Below are 16,336 nucleotides of genomic sequence, written 5' to 3'. Positions count from 1 at the left end.
CAGATTAGCGCCCTCTTATCCAGCGAATGCGGGCAACCGCCGAGTTCGCGGCCCCGCTACTTTGGTCGCATGCGCGCGATCGTAATTACGGAACCGGGTGGACCCGAGGTTTTGGACTGGCAGGAAGTCCCCGATCCGGAGCCGTCGCGGGGCGAGGTGCTCATCGACGTGGCCGCATCCGCCGTCAACCGGGCGGACGTCCTCCAGCGCCAGGGGTTCTACCCCCCGCCGAAAGGCGCGTCGGAGATCCCCGGCCTGGAGTGCTCCGGCACCGTGGTCGCGGTCGGCGCCGACGTCGAGGGCATGAAGCCGGGCGACGAGGTCTGCGCGCTGCTCGCCGGCGGCGGGTACGCCGAGCGCGTGGCGGTTCCCTGGCAGCAGGTCATGCCCCTCCCCGAGGGCCTGTCCTTGGTTGACGCGGCGGGGCTGCCCGAGGTCGTCTGCACCGTCTGGTCGAACGTCTTCATGACCGCCCGCCTGCGCCGGGGCGAGACGCTGCTGGTCCACGGCGGCACGAGCGGCATCGGCACGATGGCGATCCAGCTCGCCAAGGCGTTCGGCTCCCGCGTGATCGCGACGGCCGGCTCCCCGGAGAAGGTACGGCGGTGCCTGGAGCTCGGCGCGGACGAGGCCCTGAACTACCACGAAGAGGATTTCTCGACCAAGAAGGCCGATGTGATCCTCGACATCATCGGCGCCGCGTACTTGCAGAAGAACCTGGACGCGCTGGCGGTCGGCGGCCGCCTCGTCGTGATCGGCATGCAGGGCGGCCGGGTCGGCGAGCTGGACCTCGGGAAGCTGCTGGCCAAGCGCGCGTCCGTCTCGGCGGCGGGGCTGCGGGCCCGGCCGGTCGACGAGAAGGGCGCCATCTGCGCGGGAGTCGTGCGCGATGTCTGGCCGCTGATCGGCGCGGGCGCGATCCGGCCGGTGATCGAAGCGCGGGTGCCGATGCGGGACGCCGCGGACGCGCACCGCCTGCTGGAAGCGGGCGAGCACATCGGCAAAATCCTCCTGTTTCTGTGAGCTAGGTTTGAACGCATGAGTACCGACCGAGCCCGACGCGGACGAGGAGTGATGAGCGGCCGATGAACGCAGATGAGAGCACGCCGCAGATCGTGGTCGTGGGGCCCGACGGCTTGTCCGTCGCGGGGGAGAACGGCGAGCACGAGGAGCGCTCCGTCGCCGACCTCGTGGAGCAGCCGGCGAAGGTCATGCGCATCGGAAGCATGATCCGCCAACTCCTCGAAGAGGTGCGCGCCGCTCCCCTTGACGAGGCCAGCCGCAAGCGCCTCAAGGACATCCATGAAAGCTCCATCAAGGAGCTGGAGGACGGTCTCGCACCCGAGCTCGTCGACGAGCTCGAACGGCTGTCGCTGCCGTTCACCGACGACAACGGCGCGCCGCCCTCGGACGCGGAGCTCCGGGTGGCCCACGCGCAGCTCGTCGGATGGCTTGAGGGACTCTTCCACGGCATCCAGACCACGTTGTTCGCCCAGCAGATGGCGGCGCGCGCGCAGCTTGAGCAGATGCGCCGCGCTCTGCCCGGCGGCATGTCGCAGGGTCAGGAGGACCAGCAGCACCACCGCGCCTCGGGGCCCTACCTGTAGGCCCCCGGCTCGGTCAGCCGGCAGACCCGGAGGCCGTGAGCGGTCACCGGCGGTAAAGATCTTCCAAAATTCGGGCGACCCCGTCGTCGTCGTTGGCCGTCGTCACGTGATCGACGGCGGCCAGCACCTCCGGATGGGCGTTGGCCACCGCGTACGACGTCCCGGCCCAGGCCAGCATGGGCAGGTCGTTCGGCATGTCTCCGAAGGCGACGACCTCTCCCGCCTCGATCCCCAGCTCGGCGGCGAGCACGGCGAGGGCCGACGCCTTGGTGACGCCGTGCGCGCTCATCTCGATCAGCGCGCGGCGGCTGGAGTGCGTCGGGGTCACCAGGTCGCCCACGAGTGACACGGACAGCCGATAGAGCTCGTCCGGGTCCATCGTCGGGTGGTGGGCGAGCAGCTTGGCGCACGGCTGCGCGGTGAGCGCGCGCATCGCGGCCCGCCGCCCGTACGCGGGGTCGTCGCCGTTCACCGCGAAGTCGGACTCGTGCGCGTAGCCGCCCTCGTACTCGACGGCGAAGACCAGCTCCGGCAGGTGCTCACGCAGGCGGCGGACGGACTCGTCGATGACGTCGGGGTGGATCATGCGCGCCTCGACGATCCGCTCGGTGTGCAGGTCGTAGACGAGCGCACCGTTGGCGCAGATCGACAGCCCCCGATGGCGTACGGCTCCCGCCACGCTGTGCATCCAGCGGGGCGGCCGTCCGGTGACGAAGACGAGCGTGCCGCCGGAGTCCTCCACGAGGGCGAAGGCGGCGGCCGTGCGGGCGGAGACGGTTCCGTCGGCCCGCAGTGCGGTGCCGTCCAGGTCCGTCGCGACGAGGCGGGGGCTGCTCATAACAGCCTCCAGTTTGCCCGCTGTTGCACCCGCGTCCGTCCTCGGGGATGAAGACGGAGGAAATCTTCCCCCGGACGTGGAACACCCACCGGCGACATAGTGTTAGATGTGATGGCGTTGTATTAGCTGTTCCCGTAGCGAAAACCAGCTTGACTGTATGAGCCACCCGGGGAGCTGTGCGACACACCGGGGTTCACGAGGTGTGAGCCCCAAGATTCACTTCCTTAGGGAGAGCATTAATGGCTCAGGGAACCGTCAAGTGGTTCAACGCTGAGAAGGGCTTCGGCTTCATCGCACCGGACGGCGGGGAGCCGGACGTCTTCGTCCACTTCTCCGCGATCTCCGGCAGCGGCTACCGCAACCTCGAGGACGGCCAGCGGGTCGAGTTCGAGGTGACCTCTGGTCCGAAGGGTCCGCAGGCGTCCAACGTCCGTGCGCTCTGATCTCTGAACACCGCTGAAGGCGGGGTCCGCGTCCTGCGGATCCCGCCTTCGCGCTTTCACGGGCGGACTCGGAGCCACGCGGACGAGTGGGCAAAAGGGGCTTGCCGCAAGCAATCACTCTTGTGATGGTGGGAGGGCACCGGCTCATCGGCACTCCCCCAGCAGAGAGCGATCATGCGCAGAGTCCTCGCGGCCGCCACCTGCCTCGTGGCGGCGTTTCTCGCGTCCCCCGCACCCGCACACGCCACGACGGCCTCCTCGGGCGCCCACGCCGCCTACACGGCCGCACGGCGGGTGCCCAAGGTGAAGGTCACCTACCCCTCGGCGATCCGGAGGGGGCGGCCCGCCCGCATCACCTACACGGTCACCCACCCCGACCAGTTCACCGACGAGGCGCTCGTCCTGCAGACCGACCTGCCGCGCCGCATCGTGTCCAAGGTGCGGTTCGTGACCAGGCCGAAGGGCGCCAAGTGCGGCACCCAGAAGCGCAACTCGGTCGGGAACTACGCCGTCTACTGCGTGATCCGTTCGCTCAACCACACCCGGCTGACCATGTCGTTCAATGTGTGGATCAAGACCAGTTACTACGGGAAGTTCCGCTCCGGCCACTACTGGCGGCCGGTGACGCTCGACTACGGCGGCAGCACCCGCGACTACCTGGACGAGATCACCAGGAAGGACCTCATCGGCAACGCCTGGATCAGAGTGCGCTGAGGCACCGCGGCGTGCGCGGCATGACCGAGTCGTCCCCCAGCCGGGACCGGTTCGTGACAACCCGGGCCGCCGGCCCCGCATCGAACCGGGCGTGACGACGCGAAGCTCTGACCACGCGCTCGCGTGGCTCGGCCACCCGGTCACCGTACTGGCCCTGGCCGTGCTCCTTCTCAACGATCACGTTCTCAAGGGACTGTGGCCCGGCCCGGTCACCGGCAAGCTCAGCGACGTCGCCGGGCTGGTCGTGGCGCCGCCGCTGGCCGCGCTGCTCCTCCGTTGCCCGGCCCCGGCCGCGATCGCACTCACCGGCACGCTCTTCACTCTGGTGAAGGCCACCGCCGCGGGGGCGGAGGCGGCGTCGTGGCTGTGGTCCCTCCTCATCCCGTCGCGGGTCGTGGCCGACCCGACCGACCTGATCGCGCTCCCCGCCCTCGGCCTCGCCTGGCTCGCCTGGCGGCGGGCCGCCCGGCGCCCTCCCGTACGGCTTCCGCGCGCCGTCCTCGTCGTCCCGGTGGCCGTCTTCGCCGTGACCGCGACCTCCGCCGCTCCGCCGGCGCCGTCGGCCGTCTCCGTGGCCGTCAGCGGCACGGCGGTCGTCGTCGACGTCACGGAGGTCCAGGCGAGGGCGTCCACCGACGGCGGCGCGACCTGGCACCCGTGGACGGAGAACCAGACGTACGCGCCGCAGAGCAGCGCATGCGTGCCGGGGGAGCAGGCGCACTGCTACCGGATCCGCCCGGGGCTGCTGGGGGTCGAGGAGACCGCCGACGGCGGGAGCACGTGGTCCACGTCCTGGGCCGTCTCCTCCGGCCGGAGGCACTGGCTGGACCGGACCTACCGGAACTCCGACCCGCAGAGGCTGCCGACCGATCTCGCCGCCTCCCGGGCGCTCGCGGTGCAGGCCGTACCCGGCGGCGCGGGCGCACACATCGTGGTCGTCGCCAACGGCCCCGACGGCGTGGCGGTACGGGACGCGTCGGGCCTGTGGCGGCGCTTGGGCTTCGCAGCCGACGGCGGGTTCTCGGCACGGGACGCCGCGCCCCTCATCGACCCGGGGGAGCAGATCTACGACGAGCTGTGGATCGCGGCGCTGATCGCGGTCACCGTCCTGCTCGTCGGCCTCGCCGGGGACGGCTTCCTGGAGCGGGCCCGGGCGGCCTTCGGGATCGCGGGCCTCCTCCTGTGGATCGGGCTGCTCCTCTTCGTCGGGGCCCCCGTCCTGGAGTGGCCCTTCGGCTTGGTGGCCTGGCTCGCGGGCTACCTGCTGGTCCTGGCGGGGGGCGTGGGCGTGCTGGTGGTCTGGGCGGTCCACCAGAAGCACACCGAACGGGCGGGAGGGCGGAGCGCCCTCGTCGCCCTGGTCACCTTCGCCGGGGTCTACCTGCCGTTCCTGGGGTGGAGCGCCGGCCTGCCCGACACGTACGGCACGGCCGTCCTGCTGGCCGTGATCCTGGGCGCCGCGGCGCCCGGGTGGCTGATCGCGAGACGGATCCTCCAGAAAGGGGAAGGCCCCGCCGGCAGGATCTCGACCACTGCCACTCCTGAATAGATCAGGTGTTGCAACGATCACTGGAACCTGAGAGGCGGGGCCTTCCTTGGGCCTTCGGTTACTTGACGGGCTCCAGGACGTCGAGCCCGACGAACGGGCGCAGCGCCTTGGGGACCACGACGGAGCCGTCCGCCTGCTGGTGGGTCTCCAGGATGGCGACGATCCAGCGGGTGGTGGCCAGAGTGCCGTTCAGGGTCGCGACGGCCTGCGGCTTGCCGTCCTCGTCGCGATACCGCACGCGCAGGCGCCGCGCCTGGAACTGGGTGCAGTTCGACGTCGAGGTGACCTCGCGGTAGCGCCCCTGGCTCGGGATCCACGCCTCGCAGTCGAACTTGCGCGCCGCCGAAGTGCCGAGGTCGCCCGCGGCCGTGTCGATCACGCGGTACGGCAGCTCGACCTTGGCCAGCATCTCCTTCTCCCAGGCGAGCAGGCGCTGGTGCTCCTCGCGCGCCTCCTCCGGGCGGCAGTAGGAGAACATCTCGACCTTGTCGAACTGGTGGACACGGATGATGCCCCGGGTGTCCTTGCCGTACGAGCCGGCCTCGCGGCGGAAGCACGACGACCAGCCGGCGTAGCGCAGCGGCAGCGAGCCGCGCTCGAGGATCTCGTCGCCGTGGTAGGCCGCCAGCGGCACCTCGGAGGTGCCGACCAGGTAGAGGTCGTCGTCGGGCAGGCGGTAGATCTCCTTGTCGTGGGCGACGTGGAAGCCGGTGCCCTGCATCGACTCGGGCCTGACCAGCACCGGAGTGATCATCGGGGTGAAGCCGGTCTCGATCGCCTGCTGCATCGCCATGTTGAGCAGGCCGAGCTGGAGCCGCGCGCCGACTCCGGTCAGGAAGAAGAACCGCGCGCCGGAGACCTTGGCGCCGCGCTCCATGTCGATGGCGCCGAGCATCTCGCCCAGCTCCAGGTGGTCGCGGGGGGTGAAGTCGAACGAGCGCTTCTCGCCGACCTCCTCCAGCACGACGTAGTCGTCCTCGCCGCCGGCCGGGGCCTCCTCGTCCACGATGTTGGGGACGCCCTCGATCACCGTGTCGAACTCGGCGGCCGCCTTCTCGGCGTCGGCCTCGGCGGCCTTCACCTGCGCGGCGAGGTCCTTGGCGCGGTCGAGCAGCGCCTGGCGCTCGTCCCCGGAGGCCTTGGACACCGACTTGCCGATGGACTTCTGCTCAGCGCGCAGCGACTCGAAGGCCGACAGTGCACTTCGACGGCGCTCGTCAAGGGAGAGCAGCGTGTCGACGACCGAGTCGTCCTCACCGCGGGCGCGCTGCGACGCCCGGAGCCGGTCTGGGTCCTCACGAAGGGTACGCAGGTCAATCACGAAACAAAGGCTACCGAGCGACGGCTACCGCGTGCGCCCCGATTGTCTGGTGCGGCGCGGCGGGACGCCGTGATGCCGGACGGCCCGCGCCGATCGTCCAGGTGATCGGGCGGGCGCCGGCCCGGCAGACCTCAGACCCGTCCGGAACGGATCCGGGTGAGCCAGTCGGTCGCCTCGCTGAAGTCGCCGTCGGACGTGCCCGGCCTGATCTGCGTGACCACCCGGTCGGCCCGCGGATAGCTGCCGAGGAAGCGCAGGTCGCTGCAGATCCGGTGCAGGCCGGAGAGCGCCTCGCCCACCCGGGCGTCGGCGACGTGCCCCTCGGCGTCGAAGTGGAAGAAATAGCTGCCGATGCCCTGGCCGGTCGGGCGGGACTCGATCCGGGTCAGGTTCACGCCGCGCACGGCGAACTCGCTCAGCATCTCCAGCAGCGCTCCGGCGTGGTCCTCCTTGAGGAAAGCCACCATGGAGGTGCGGTCGGCGCCCGTCGGCTCCGGGACGTGGCCGGGCGGAGCCACCCGGACGAACCTGGTCACCGTGTCGTTGCGGTCGCCGATGTTCGACGCCGCCTCCTCCAGGCCGTACACCTCGCCCGCGATCGCCGGGCTGATCGCCGCGTCGTACGGAGACTCGGGGTTGGCCACCTCCTGCGCGGCGGCGGCGGTCGAGGATGCCGGGATGACAACCGCTCCGGAGAGCTCGCGCTCGATGAAGCCCCGGCACTGGGTGTGGGCGGCGGGGTGCGTGGTGACCCGCTTGATCTGGCGCAGCTCGGTGCCCGGGCGGACGAGCAGCGAGAACTCGACCGGCAGCAGGTACTCCGCGATGATCAGGAGCGGCTCGCCCCACGCGAGCTCGTCCAGCGTCTGGATGATGCCGCCTTCGAGCGAGTTCTCCAGGGGGACCACGGCGCCGTCGGCCTGCCCGGAGCGGACCGCGTCCAGCGCGGCTCCGACGTTCGCACAGGGCAGGCGCTCGGCGTCGGGCGCGAGGGCGCGCACGGCGGCCTCGGTGAAGGTGCCCTCCGGCCCCAGGTACGCGAGCTTTGGCATAGCACAAGGTTAGCGACCCGTCACACCTGCCTACACCGAGATTCCCCTTAATCCAGGCAATTCAGGCAGGCCAACCGACCTCCTCGCCCGTCACCCCCGGGAATCGGCCACCACTCCACCCTCGGAGACCGCCGCCGCAGCCAGGGCACGGCGCCGGGGGAGCCAGGAGCCGAGCAGCCACACCAGGACGAGCGCCCCGAGCCCGAACCCGTTCTGCACGATCTTGCCGAGCACCGGGCTCAGGACGGGGATCTCCAGCGCCTTGAGGGACACCCCCCACCAGGGCACGGGCACCACGTAGAAAAGCCAGACGCCTCCGGCGACCAGCAGCCGGACCCGGTCGGTCCCGGCCCCCACGAGCGCCGCCAGGACGACGACCACCCAGGCGAGATGGTGGATCCACGCGACGGGGGAGAGCAGCACCGCCATCAGCCCGGTCAGCGCCACGGACGTCATCGGGTCCCCGTCGAGGTACGCGCGGCGGGCCTGGCGGAAGCCGTACCAGCCGACGGCGGCGACGGCGACCAGCCACAGCGCGGAGGTGACCGAGTCGGGCAGGTAGAGACGGATCAGCATGCCCCGGATGGACTGGTTCGTGGTGGCCGCGTTCGCGCCCAGGCGGCCAGGATCGAGCAGCGCCGAGAACCAGAACTCCTTGGCGTCCGAGGGGATGACCAGGAACGGCATCACGGTGAGCAGCGCCGCGGTGAACACCGCCATGAAAAAGGCCCGCCCCTGCCCCTCATCCCGCATGTACGGCTTTCGCCCCGAAAATCCCGTTATAGCGAGATAGATAAGGAAAACGCCGGGAGTGAGTTTTACCGCGGTGGCCAGCCCGATGAGCATCCCGCGCGGCCACCAGGGACGGCGCGCCACGCAGTCGAGCAGGCACAACGCCACGAGGAACAGATCGACCTGGCCGAACCGCACCTGATCCCTGATCGGCATGAGGTAGAGGCACGCCACCACCACGACCGCGAACGCGAGCGGCACCGCCCAGCGCGCCGGCCGGCCGAGCCACCGCGCGGTGGCCGGCGCGGCGTCGCCTTCGGCTCCCGGCCGCGCGGCCTGCGGCGAGAGCGCGGGGCGGAAGCCGTACCGGACGGTCGCCGCGAGGGTGGCGACGATGCCGACCGTCCACACCCATTGGGCGACCGGCCACGAGACGGCGGCGAGCGGCACCGCCAGCATGGCCGCGACCGGCGGATAGGTGAACGGCAGCAGTTGGGGAGCCGGCGTGATCACGTCATAGAGCGGGACGCCGAGCAGGAGGCTCTGCCCGCCCGTGCGGTAGACGTCCAGATCGACGAGACGCTGGTCGGCGGGGTTCGTCAGCCAGTACGCGACAAGCGGGATCGCGGCGCCGACGACGATCAGCGCGGCCGCCGCCCAGGCCCACGGGGCCCGTTTCGCGGTGATCGTCTCGCCTGTCCTCATGTCCAGGCAGGCTACCGTGGACTTTCGCCATGGTTTGCGGAGCAGGGTGACGGGGCCGCCGAGGTGCCTGTACGCCGAGGGCCGCGTACGGCGAGGCCGGGCGGGCCGGGAGCGGCCGGTCCGAGCACGCGGTATCCGGACGGCGGCGGGCCCGGCCAGGAACGGCCGGCCCGGGCCAGATGACAAGGCGCGGCCAGGCGGCAGCGGGGCAGGCACGACCGAGCCACGCGACAACCGGGCCGTGAGCCCGGCGACGGCCGGGTCGGACGAGGTGAGGAGAGCATGTGACGCGATTCGGGATCGGCCTTTCCCGGTCACGACCGCACGGCCGCCCGCGGCTCGCGTTTTCCGCCGCGCCGGACGGCTCCGGCTCGGCGGCGCCGCTTCCGGCGGAACTCTCCCCCACGTTCCGGACAAGGTTCAGCGGCTCGTCCACAGGCCGAACGGGCACGGCGCCGCCCCCGCAGGCATCTGAGGTCCCGTCCGGCTTCCTCCGTCGCTTCGTGGCCGTGGTGGTCACGCTCCTGCTGGGCCTGCTGCTCCTGGCGCTTCCCACCCCGGCCCACGCCGATGAGGCACGCGCCTCGGGAGAGACGCGCACGCGGACCGCCCCACTCCACGCCGCGACGGCCGAAGCCTCCGGGCGGGTGGTGGTCATCGGAGTGCCCGGGCTGCTCTGGAGCGACCTCGACCGGCGGCGTACGCCCAACCTGTGGCGGCTGACCGGCGAAGGGAGCTCCGCCTCGCTGTCCTCCCGCGTCATCCCACCCAGCGGCCGCAACGTGACCTGCCCCGTCAGCGGCTGGCTGACGGTCTCGGCGGGCCAGCGGGCCGGGACCGCGGGGAGCGACTGCGCGGCCACGCCGGTCCCGCAGGCGGCCCCCGACGGTTCGGCGACGATCCCCGGCTGGGACGCGTTCGCCGCCTACCAGCGGACCCAGTCGTACGGCGGGCGGATCGGGCTGCTGGGGCAGACGATCGTCGACGCGGGCGGGAAGGTCGCCGCGATCGGTCCGGGCGCGGCCCTGGGTGCCGCCGACGCATCCGGAAAAGTCCAGAAATATGCAGCCACACTCAACGAGCTGCCCGACCTGACCCCGTACACCGCCGTGTTCACGGAGGCGGGCGAGATCGCCGAGGCCGCCGCCGCGCGGCGCGCCGCGGGCCCCCCGGGCACCACACCCTCCGATCTCACCGGCACGGCGCGCGACGCGGCCGTGCTGGCGGCCGACCAGACCGTCGGCGACATCCTCGGGCGCGTCCCTTCCGGCTCCGTCGTCCTCGTCGCCGGTCTCGCCGACTCGGGCGTCGGCTCGCTCGACCCGCACCTGCATGTCGCCATCGCGAGCGGCGCTCCGAACGCCACAGGCGGCACCTCCGCGACGATCGGCGCCTCGCCGTACGGACGCGGATACCTGACCGCGACCTCCACCCGGCAGGACGCCCTGGTCACGATCACCGACCTGACCGCGACCATCCTGACGACGGTCGGGCTCGACGTGCCGCAGGGAGTGGTGGGCCGGGCCTGGCAGCGGGGCGGCGACGCGCCCGAGGACACGGCCGAGATCGTCGCGGAGCTGGCCGACGCCGACCTGGCCTCCCAGGTGCTCAGGGACGTCAGGCAGCCGTTCTTCATCGCGCTCGTCGCCATCCAGGTGCTGTTCTACGGCCTCGCCGCCTTCGTGATCAGGCGGCGCCGGCGGATGCTGACCACCACCCAGGTAGTGGCCGTGATCAGCGGCGCGATCCCGATCTCGACGTTCCTGGCGCAGCTCGTGCCGTGGTGGCACATGGCGTACCCCATGCCCGCCCTGATCGTGACGATCCTCGGGTTCGCCGGGGCCATCGCGGCACTCGCGTTCGCCGGGCCGTGGCGCGGGCACGTGGCCGGGCCGCTGACGGTGGTCGCCGCGGTCAGCTCGCTCGCGCTCCTCCTCGACGTCATGACGGGCTCGACGCTCCAGGTGAACGCGGTCACCGGATACGAGCCGGTGACCGGTGGCCGCTTCTACGGCTTCGGCAACATGCCCTTCGCCATCTTCGCGACGGGCACGATCCTGGCCCTCGCCGGGCTCGCCCACGTCGTCAGGCCGCGGTTCCTCCTGCTCGCGTACGGGGTGCTCGCGATCGTGGCGGACGGCTGGCCGGGCTGGGGGGCCGACTTCGGCGGCGTACCCGCGTTCGTGGTGGGGTTCGCCATCTTCGCGCTCATGCTGTACGGGCTGCGGGTGTCGTTCGTCCGGCTGGTCGCCATCGGCGCGGCGGGAGCCGTGCTGATCGCGGCCATCGCGCTGTTCGACTGGCTCCGCCCGGCGGACCGGCGGACGCATCTGGGCGCGTTCGTCCAGCAGGTCGCCGACGGCGAGGGCCCCGAGGTCCTCGGCCGCAAGCTCGGAGCGATGCTCAACACGCTCGGCAACGCCGAGCTGACCCTGCTCTCGGTCGTCGCGATCGCGTTCCTGTTCCTGGTGCTGGCCCGCCCGTCGCGCTGGGGCGCCCCGGCGCTCACCCTCGCCTACGGCAGGGCCCCGGCGCTGCGTGCGGGGCTGTTCGGCGCTCTGGCCGCCACCATGACCGGCTTCCTGATCAACGACTCGGGGATCGCGATCCCGGCCATGGCGCTCACCGTCGCGGTGCCGCTCACGCTCGCCGCGTCCGTGCGCGCGCTCCAGCTCGCGCCGCCCACCACACCAGGGCGGCCGTCAGCGCCAACAGCAGCCACGGCACCACCTGCGCCCTGACGACCGTCACCATCCAGCCCAGATCGGGCGGCTGGTCGAGCTGCCTGGCCGGCAGATAGGCCGCCGACAGCAGGGCCATCCGTCCCACCACGAACCAGTCCAGCGCCGACGCCGGGACCATCGCCAGCAGCGCGAGGGCGAGCCCGTCGTACCACGGCAGCGCGTACGGCGTGGCGAACAGCCAGGCCACCACGACGGCCAGCGCCACCAGGCGAGCCTCGCCCGCGCCGCTCTCCGGCATGCCCGAGGGAGACCCGGTCCGGCCCGCCGCGCCGGCGCGGAGCAGCAGCCAGGCGAGCACGACCATGAGGATCATTGACCCGGCCTGGATCCAGGCCCGGTAGGCGCCGTCGCCGAACACGGCCTGGAGCGCCCGCTGCGCCAACTTCCAGGGGGTGGCGAACGACACCGACTTGCTCGCGTTCAGCACCTGGTCGAGCGCGTGTGGCCCGGCCAGCCAGTACGCCACCGCCACGGTCAGCGTGGCCGCGCCCGCGATCAGCAGCAGCCGTCGCGGATCGCGCCGATGTCGCCAGGCGGGCCCGAGCGCGACCAGGCCGACGGTCACCTTGACCGCGATACCGAGTCCGAGGAGCACCCCCGACTCCACGACCAGGGCGGCGACCACGAACGCCACGGCCAGCGTGTCCACGTGCATCCCCGCGGCGAGTTGGTAGACGACGAGCGGGTTCACCGCCCACAGCAGCGCGGCGCGGCGCTGCCGTACGGGGTCGCCACGGGTGACCCGGTGCAGCAACAGCGCGGTGGCGACGAACGCGGCGGCGTTGACCAGGGCCAGCACGAAGACCGTCAGCCGCACCGAGTCGCCGCCGACCCAGCTCGCGAGGGCCTGCACCCCCGTCGCCACCGGGCCGTACACACTCGGCGTGTTGCGCCACTCCTCCACCGCTCCGGCCACCGGGTCGTACGGCACCGCCGACGGCACGGTGACGTACGGATCGAGGCCGAGAACGGCGATCCGCCCGTACGCGGCGTAGTTCAGGTGGTCGGCCGACCCTACGGGCGGTAGGAACGCCAGCACGCCCGCCGCCAGGCACCCGGCCGCGACCAGCAGGCGGGTGCGGCGGACGTCGGGAGCGGCGCGGCGGCGAAGGCCGCGGAGCCCGGCGACGAGCCCGATCGCGCCGGCCACGACGGCGACCGCCGCGAGCGCCACGACGAGATGCCCGTCGGGCCGCAGGTCAAGAGAGTACGGCGGCTGCGCGCCGGGGCCCGGAAGCGGCGGGACCATCGCCGAGGGGCCGAGCGCGGCGACGACGATCGTCAGCAGGATCGCCCCGGCGACGAAGACCGGCGCGACCAGCGTGGCGGACCACCAGGCGCTCTCCCGATTCACCCCCGAATTCCATCACAGCCGCAGACCGGTCCCATAGAGGTCGGCTCGCGGCTGTGGACAATCCGGGATCGGCTTCGAGCGGATCGAATCGCGGCCGGTCAGCCGGGAGACGCGTCCGCGGGCTCCGGCCTCCGATCCGATCTGCGGCCGGTCAGTTCCGGATGGTCCGGAGGACGGCGTCGGTTCCCTTCATGACGGCGGGTTCCCTGGCGGCCAGGGCCCAGCCGACGTCCCTGAGCTGCTTGGCCCGGTGGAGCTGGGACCTCCAGTCGTCGCCGGTGGCCCGGTGCGCCATCTCGACCTCGACCTCCTGAACCCGGAACCCCTTGCGGATCAGGTCGATCGTCAGTCCGGTCTCCACGCCGAACCCGCGGGCGAGCGGAAGCGCCGCGTCGAACGCGGCCCGGGTCAGGCAGCGCTGGCCGTTGAGCGGCTGGGCCGCGTCGAAACCGGTGGCCCGCTTGATGCCGTCGCGGGCCAGCCGCACCACGATGCCGTGGCCGCCGAGCTTCACCCTGGTGGCGAAGACGGCGATGGTCATGTCGGCCGTCCCGGAACGGACGGGCGCGATGAGGGGAGCGGCCTGCTGGGCGGTCTCGCCCAGGTCGGCGTCCAGGAACAGCAGGTGCCGAGGCGTCTCCTCGTCCAGGAGGCGCACGGCCTCGGCCCCGCTCTCCATGGCCGCGGCCTTGCCGGCGTTCCGGCTGTGCCGTACGACACGGGCTCCGGCGGCCTTGGCCACCCGGCCGGTCTCGTCGGTCGAGCCGTCGTCGACGACGACGACGAGATCGACCCCCGGAAGCCGCATCGCCGCGGCGACCGTGGCGCCGATCCGCTCGGCCTCGTCCTTGGCCGGGATGACGACCGCGGTGTCCGCAGGCCGCTCCACCAGGTCACTCATAGAAATTCGGCCACCTCCGCGGGGACGGTCTCATGGACGGTGAAGACCGAGTCCAGGCCGGTGACCTGGAGGATCTTCCGTACGGCGGGGCGAGGTGAGGCCACCTCGAGGATGCCGCCGCGCTCGCGCAGCCGCTTGAGCGCGGAGAGCAGCACGTTCATGCCGGTGGAGTCACAGAACTCCACTCCCGACATGTCGATCACCACTCGCTCCGGCTCGGTCTCCAGCAGGCGGGTGAATTCCGCCTGCAGGCGAGGCGCGGTATATAGGTCGATTTCGCCGACAATGGCCATTACGGCCTGGCCAGCATGGGTTTGCGTCGCGACTTTGAGCTCCACAGCGCGCACACTAGCGCCGTACCGGCCTGGGGTCACGTTCCCCCAGGCTAGCCGAAGAGTCGCCCGCGCTTTGTCCCCGATTCCCCCCTCACACAAACGCGCGGTGCGGGAAGCTTGACGGAAAGCGACACCCGGCTTGGGGCGAAGGGACGAGCGTGTCAGGCGCAGCAGGCATGGAACCCCCCGAGGACCCGCAGCGACGGCTGCTGCGCGAGCGGCTGGAGTCCATCCAGGTCCGCACGGAGAAGGCGACCTCGTGGCGCGACGGCACCGGACGCCTCCAGGCGCTCCTCAACCGCGAGGGGTACGTGCCGGTCACGGCGCGGCTGGCCGGCGAGGACCTCGAATTCCTCGCCACCGCGCGCGAGGAACTGCTGAGCCTGTCCGAGCTGGGCATCCGGCTGCTCGACCTCCACCAGCCGAGGGACGCGGGCGGCATCACCAGCGACACCGCCAACCCCATCCTGCGCTGCCGCAGCTGCATGTGGCGGTGGCCCTGCCCGACGTTCCGCGCGATGTACGACGCTTTCTCCTGACCGGCTCCCGACCGGCTCCCGACCGGCTCCCGAGGTCTCAGCCGACGGGCTCGTACCGGTAGCCCACGCCCCACACGGTGACGATGCGCCGCGGCTCGGCGGGGTCGGTCTCGATCTTCTCCCTCAGCCTGCGCACGTGCACCGTGACGGTCGAGGAGTCCCCGAAGGACCAGCCCCACACCTGGTCGAGCAGCGCGCTCCTGCTGAACACCTGACGGGGGTTGCGCAGCAGGTGGGCGAGCAGGTCGAACTCCCGCGCGGTCAGGCCGATCTCCCTGCCCGCGAGCCGTACCTCATGGGCGCCGACGTCGAGGACGAGGTCGCCGTCGGCGAGCACACCGGTGCCGAGGGACGCCACCGCCCCGGTACGGCGCAGCACGGCCTGGACGCGCAGCGCGAGCTCCCGGGGGCTGAACGGCTTCGTCACGTAGTCGTCGGCGCCGGTCTCCAGGCCGACCACGCGGTCGATCTCGGTGCCGAGAGTGGTGAGCATGATCACCGGAGTCGGGCCGCGGCCGCGCTCGCGGTCGTGCTCCCGGAGCCGCCCGCAGAGCCGCTCCGCGCCGGACAGGGCGAGATCGAGGACGAGCAGGCCGGGCGGGTCGGCGAGCGCCCGCTCCAGCGCCTCGGCGCCGTCGCCCGCGCACTCCACGACGTGCCCGTCGCGTTCCAGGAAGCGGGCGACGACCTCGGCCACCATCGGGTCGTCGTCGACCACCAGGATGCGGGCGGTTCTTCCGGTCACGCGCCCATTCTCACGGTCGCCGGGCCCGGCCGTCAGTTGTGATTCACGTGAAACGTCCAGATCTTCGCGGCGGCGGGCGGCAACGCGTACCTTGTGGCTATGGCCCGTACCGTACTGACCGTCCTGGGTGTCGTTCTCGCCATCTGGCTGGTCTTCGCGTTCATCATCCCGGCGCTGTTCGCCACGCTGAAGTTCCTGCTCATGTTCGCGATCATCGCCTTCCTCGTGGTGGCGGCGATCACGCTCGTGGGAAAGATGTCCCGCTGACTCGTCCTCGGAGGGCGTGAATTTCGGGCTTTCGCTCCTGACCGTTTCGGACAGGCTGCGGCAGCGCGAGGATCGCCCACACGGTGGTCGTCTCGCCCTCGTGGCGCACACCCCACCGCTCGGCGAGGTATTCGACGATCCCAAGGCCGCGGCCGCCCAGCGACGAGAGCGTGGGGCGGCCCGCCCGCGGTTCGGTGGTCGCTCCCCCGTCGCTCACCGCGACCTCGAGACGGCCTTCCGAGCACGTCCAGGCGAGCCTGAGCTGCCCTGATGGCAACGGGTGAGCGTGACGCAACGCGTTGCTCAGCAGCTCGCTCACGACCAGGACGGCATCATCCACGGTCGCGCTGAAGAGCCCCGAAGCGAGCAGATCCGAGCTGAGACGCCGACGCGCGGTGGCGACGCTCGCCAGCGCGTACGGCAACATCACGACGCTCGACGGACTCACCTTCCCCCTCCCCCGAGGAGACAACACACCCCAGTAGGACCG

The 16,336-nt window shown here is 71.6% G+C and carries 17 protein-coding genes; 8 read left to right on the top strand and 9 right to left on the bottom strand.

Annotated elements, in window-relative coordinates; all coding sequences use genetic code 11:
• The first annotated feature begins 69 nt into the window (after positions 1 to 69).
• A complete protein-coding gene (locus AWQ68_RS05155; protein WP_066935336.1) occupies positions 70 to 1,023 on the top strand; it encodes an NAD(P)H-quinone oxidoreductase in 954 nt (317 codons plus the stop codon).
• 62 nt (positions 1,024 to 1,085) lie between these two features.
• Positions 1,086 to 1,607: a bacterial proteasome activator family protein gene (locus AWQ68_RS05150; protein WP_066935333.1), complete on the top strand. Its 522-nt coding sequence runs from the start codon at positions 1,086 to 1,088 to the stop codon at positions 1,605 to 1,607.
• Between the two features lie 43 nt (positions 1,608 to 1,650).
• Here AWQ68_RS05150 and AWQ68_RS05145 read toward each other — a convergent pair whose 3' ends face one another.
• On the bottom strand, positions 1,651 to 2,445 hold the full coding sequence (locus AWQ68_RS05145) for an HAD family hydrolase (protein WP_066935330.1): 795 nt from the start codon (positions 2,443 to 2,445) through the stop codon (positions 1,651 to 1,653).
• Between the two features lie 239 nt (positions 2,446 to 2,684).
• On the opposite strand from AWQ68_RS05145, the gene AWQ68_RS05140 reads away from it, so the two are divergent.
• The 3 genes from AWQ68_RS05140 (at position 2,685) to AWQ68_RS05130 (ending at position 5,151) form a co-directional block, all read left to right on the top strand.
• Complete coding sequence (locus AWQ68_RS05140; protein ID WP_061255882.1) at positions 2,685 to 2,888, top strand: cold-shock protein; 204 nt, start codon at positions 2,685 to 2,687, stop codon at positions 2,886 to 2,888.
• A gap of 174 nt (positions 2,889 to 3,062) precedes the next feature.
• Positions 3,063 to 3,602: a hypothetical protein gene (locus AWQ68_RS05135; protein WP_066935327.1), complete on the top strand. Its 540-nt coding sequence runs from the start codon at positions 3,063 to 3,065 to the stop codon at positions 3,600 to 3,602.
• 91 nt (positions 3,603 to 3,693) lie between these two features.
• Positions 3,694 to 5,151, top strand: coding sequence for a hypothetical protein (locus tag AWQ68_RS05130; protein WP_066935324.1), 1,458 nt, complete (start codon positions 3,694 to 3,696; stop codon positions 5,149 to 5,151).
• Between the two features lie 58 nt (positions 5,152 to 5,209).
• On the opposite strand, the gene serS is transcribed toward AWQ68_RS05130, so the two are convergent.
• From serS to AWQ68_RS05115, 3 genes are all read right to left on the bottom strand, one after another.
• Positions 5,210 to 6,472 carry a serine--tRNA ligase gene (serS, locus tag AWQ68_RS05125; protein ID WP_066935321.1) on the bottom strand — a complete coding sequence of 421 codons (1,263 nt, stop codon included), beginning with the start codon at positions 6,470 to 6,472 and terminating at the stop codon, positions 5,210 to 5,212.
• Positions 6,473 to 6,603: 131 nt separating this feature from the next.
• Entirely contained in the window at positions 6,604 to 7,524 is a 921-nt protein-coding gene (gene pheA / locus AWQ68_RS05120) for a prephenate dehydratase (RefSeq protein WP_066935318.1), read from the bottom strand.
• Between the two features lie 90 nt (positions 7,525 to 7,614).
• Positions 7,615 to 8,961 carry a glycosyltransferase 87 family protein gene (locus tag AWQ68_RS05115; RefSeq protein WP_066935316.1) on the bottom strand — a complete coding sequence of 449 codons (1,347 nt, stop codon included), beginning with the start codon at positions 8,959 to 8,961 and terminating at the stop codon, positions 7,615 to 7,617.
• A 509-nt stretch (positions 8,962 to 9,470) separates the two neighbouring features.
• Between AWQ68_RS05115 and AWQ68_RS05110 the strand changes: the two genes are divergently transcribed.
• Positions 9,471 to 11,702 carry an alkaline phosphatase family protein gene (locus tag AWQ68_RS05110; RefSeq protein WP_157544923.1) on the top strand — a complete coding sequence of 744 codons (2,232 nt, stop codon included), beginning with the start codon at positions 9,471 to 9,473 and terminating at the stop codon, positions 11,700 to 11,702.
• Here AWQ68_RS05110 and mptB read toward each other — a convergent pair.
• From mptB to AWQ68_RS05090, 3 genes are all read right to left on the bottom strand, one after another.
• Entirely contained in the window at positions 11,602 to 13,059 is a 1,458-nt protein-coding gene (gene mptB, locus AWQ68_RS42065) for a polyprenol phosphomannose-dependent alpha 1,6 mannosyltransferase MptB (protein WP_245655745.1), read from the bottom strand. The two genes, AWQ68_RS05110 and mptB, sit on opposite strands and share 101 nt — an antisense overlap.
• A 151-nt stretch (positions 13,060 to 13,210) precedes the next feature.
• Positions 13,211 to 13,960 (bottom strand): glycosyltransferase family 2 protein, encoded by a 750-nt coding sequence (locus tag AWQ68_RS05095; RefSeq protein ID WP_066935304.1) that lies wholly within the window; start codon positions 13,958 to 13,960, stop codon positions 13,211 to 13,213.
• Entirely contained in the window at positions 13,957 to 14,298 is a 342-nt protein-coding gene (locus AWQ68_RS05090) for an STAS domain-containing protein (RefSeq protein WP_084463651.1), read from the bottom strand. Before AWQ68_RS05090 ends, AWQ68_RS05095 begins: the two co-directional genes overlap by 4 nt.
• Before the next feature lie 173 nt (positions 14,299 to 14,471).
• On the opposite strand from AWQ68_RS05090, the gene AWQ68_RS05085 reads away from it, so the two are divergent.
• Positions 14,472 to 14,834: a hypothetical protein gene (locus AWQ68_RS05085; RefSeq protein WP_066935302.1), complete on the top strand. Its 363-nt coding sequence runs from the start codon at positions 14,472 to 14,474 to the stop codon at positions 14,832 to 14,834.
• Between the two features lie 37 nt (positions 14,835 to 14,871).
• Here AWQ68_RS05085 and AWQ68_RS05080 read toward each other — a convergent pair whose 3' ends face one another.
• Entirely contained in the window at positions 14,872 to 15,579 is a 708-nt protein-coding gene (locus AWQ68_RS05080; protein WP_157544921.1) for a response regulator transcription factor, read from the bottom strand.
• 99 nt (positions 15,580 to 15,678) lie between these two features.
• Between AWQ68_RS05080 and AWQ68_RS43410 the strand changes: the two genes are divergently transcribed.
• Positions 15,679 to 15,846: a hypothetical protein gene (locus AWQ68_RS43410; protein ID WP_169808856.1), complete on the top strand. Its 168-nt coding sequence runs from the start codon at positions 15,679 to 15,681 to the stop codon at positions 15,844 to 15,846.
• Here AWQ68_RS43410 and AWQ68_RS05075 read toward each other — a convergent pair.
• Positions 15,818 to 16,294: an ATP-binding protein gene (locus AWQ68_RS05075; protein WP_245655744.1), complete on the bottom strand. Its 477-nt coding sequence runs from the start codon at positions 16,292 to 16,294 to the stop codon at positions 15,818 to 15,820. The genes AWQ68_RS43410 and AWQ68_RS05075 overlap by 29 nt on opposite strands.
• Between the last annotated feature and the right edge of the window lie 42 nt (positions 16,295 to 16,336).

Origin of the sequence: Microtetraspora fusca, assembly GCF_001570365.1 — a bacterium.
GTDB lineage: Bacteria > Actinomycetota > Actinomycetes > Streptosporangiales > Streptosporangiaceae > Microtetraspora > Microtetraspora fusca.
Note: the sequence above shows the minus strand (reverse complement) of the source record. Positions and strands in the feature narration are given on the sequence as shown.

Bases quoted from the DNA above. Each gene is read 5' to 3' on its own strand.
- AWQ68_RS05155 (WP_066935336.1), top strand. From the start codon at position 70: ATGCGCGCGATCGTAATTACGGAACCGGGTGGACCCGAGGTTTTGGAC.
- AWQ68_RS05150 (WP_066935333.1), top strand. From the start codon at position 1,086: ATGAACGCAGATGAGAGCACGCCGCAGATCGTGGTCGTGGGGCCCGAC.
- AWQ68_RS05145 (WP_066935330.1), bottom strand. From the start codon at position 2,445: ATGAGCAGCCCCCGCCTCGTCGCGACGGACCTGGACGGCACCGCACTG.
- AWQ68_RS05140 (WP_061255882.1), top strand. From the start codon at position 2,685: ATGGCTCAGGGAACCGTCAAGTGGTTCAACGCTGAGAAGGGCTTCGGC.
- AWQ68_RS05135 (WP_066935327.1), top strand. From the start codon at position 3,063: ATGCGCAGAGTCCTCGCGGCCGCCACCTGCCTCGTGGCGGCGTTTCTC.
- pheA (WP_066935318.1), bottom strand. From the start codon at position 7,524: ATGCCAAAGCTCGCGTACCTGGGGCCGGAGGGCACCTTCACCGAGGCC.
- AWQ68_RS05115 (WP_066935316.1), bottom strand. From the start codon at position 8,961: ATGAGGACAGGCGAGACGATCACCGCGAAACGGGCCCCGTGGGCCTGG.
- AWQ68_RS05095 (WP_066935304.1), bottom strand. From the start codon at position 13,960: ATGAGTGACCTGGTGGAGCGGCCTGCGGACACCGCGGTCGTCATCCCG.
- AWQ68_RS05085 (WP_066935302.1), top strand. From the start codon at position 14,472: ATGGAACCCCCCGAGGACCCGCAGCGACGGCTGCTGCGCGAGCGGCTG.
- AWQ68_RS43410 (WP_169808856.1), top strand. From the start codon at position 15,679: ATGGCCCGTACCGTACTGACCGTCCTGGGTGTCGTTCTCGCCATCTGG.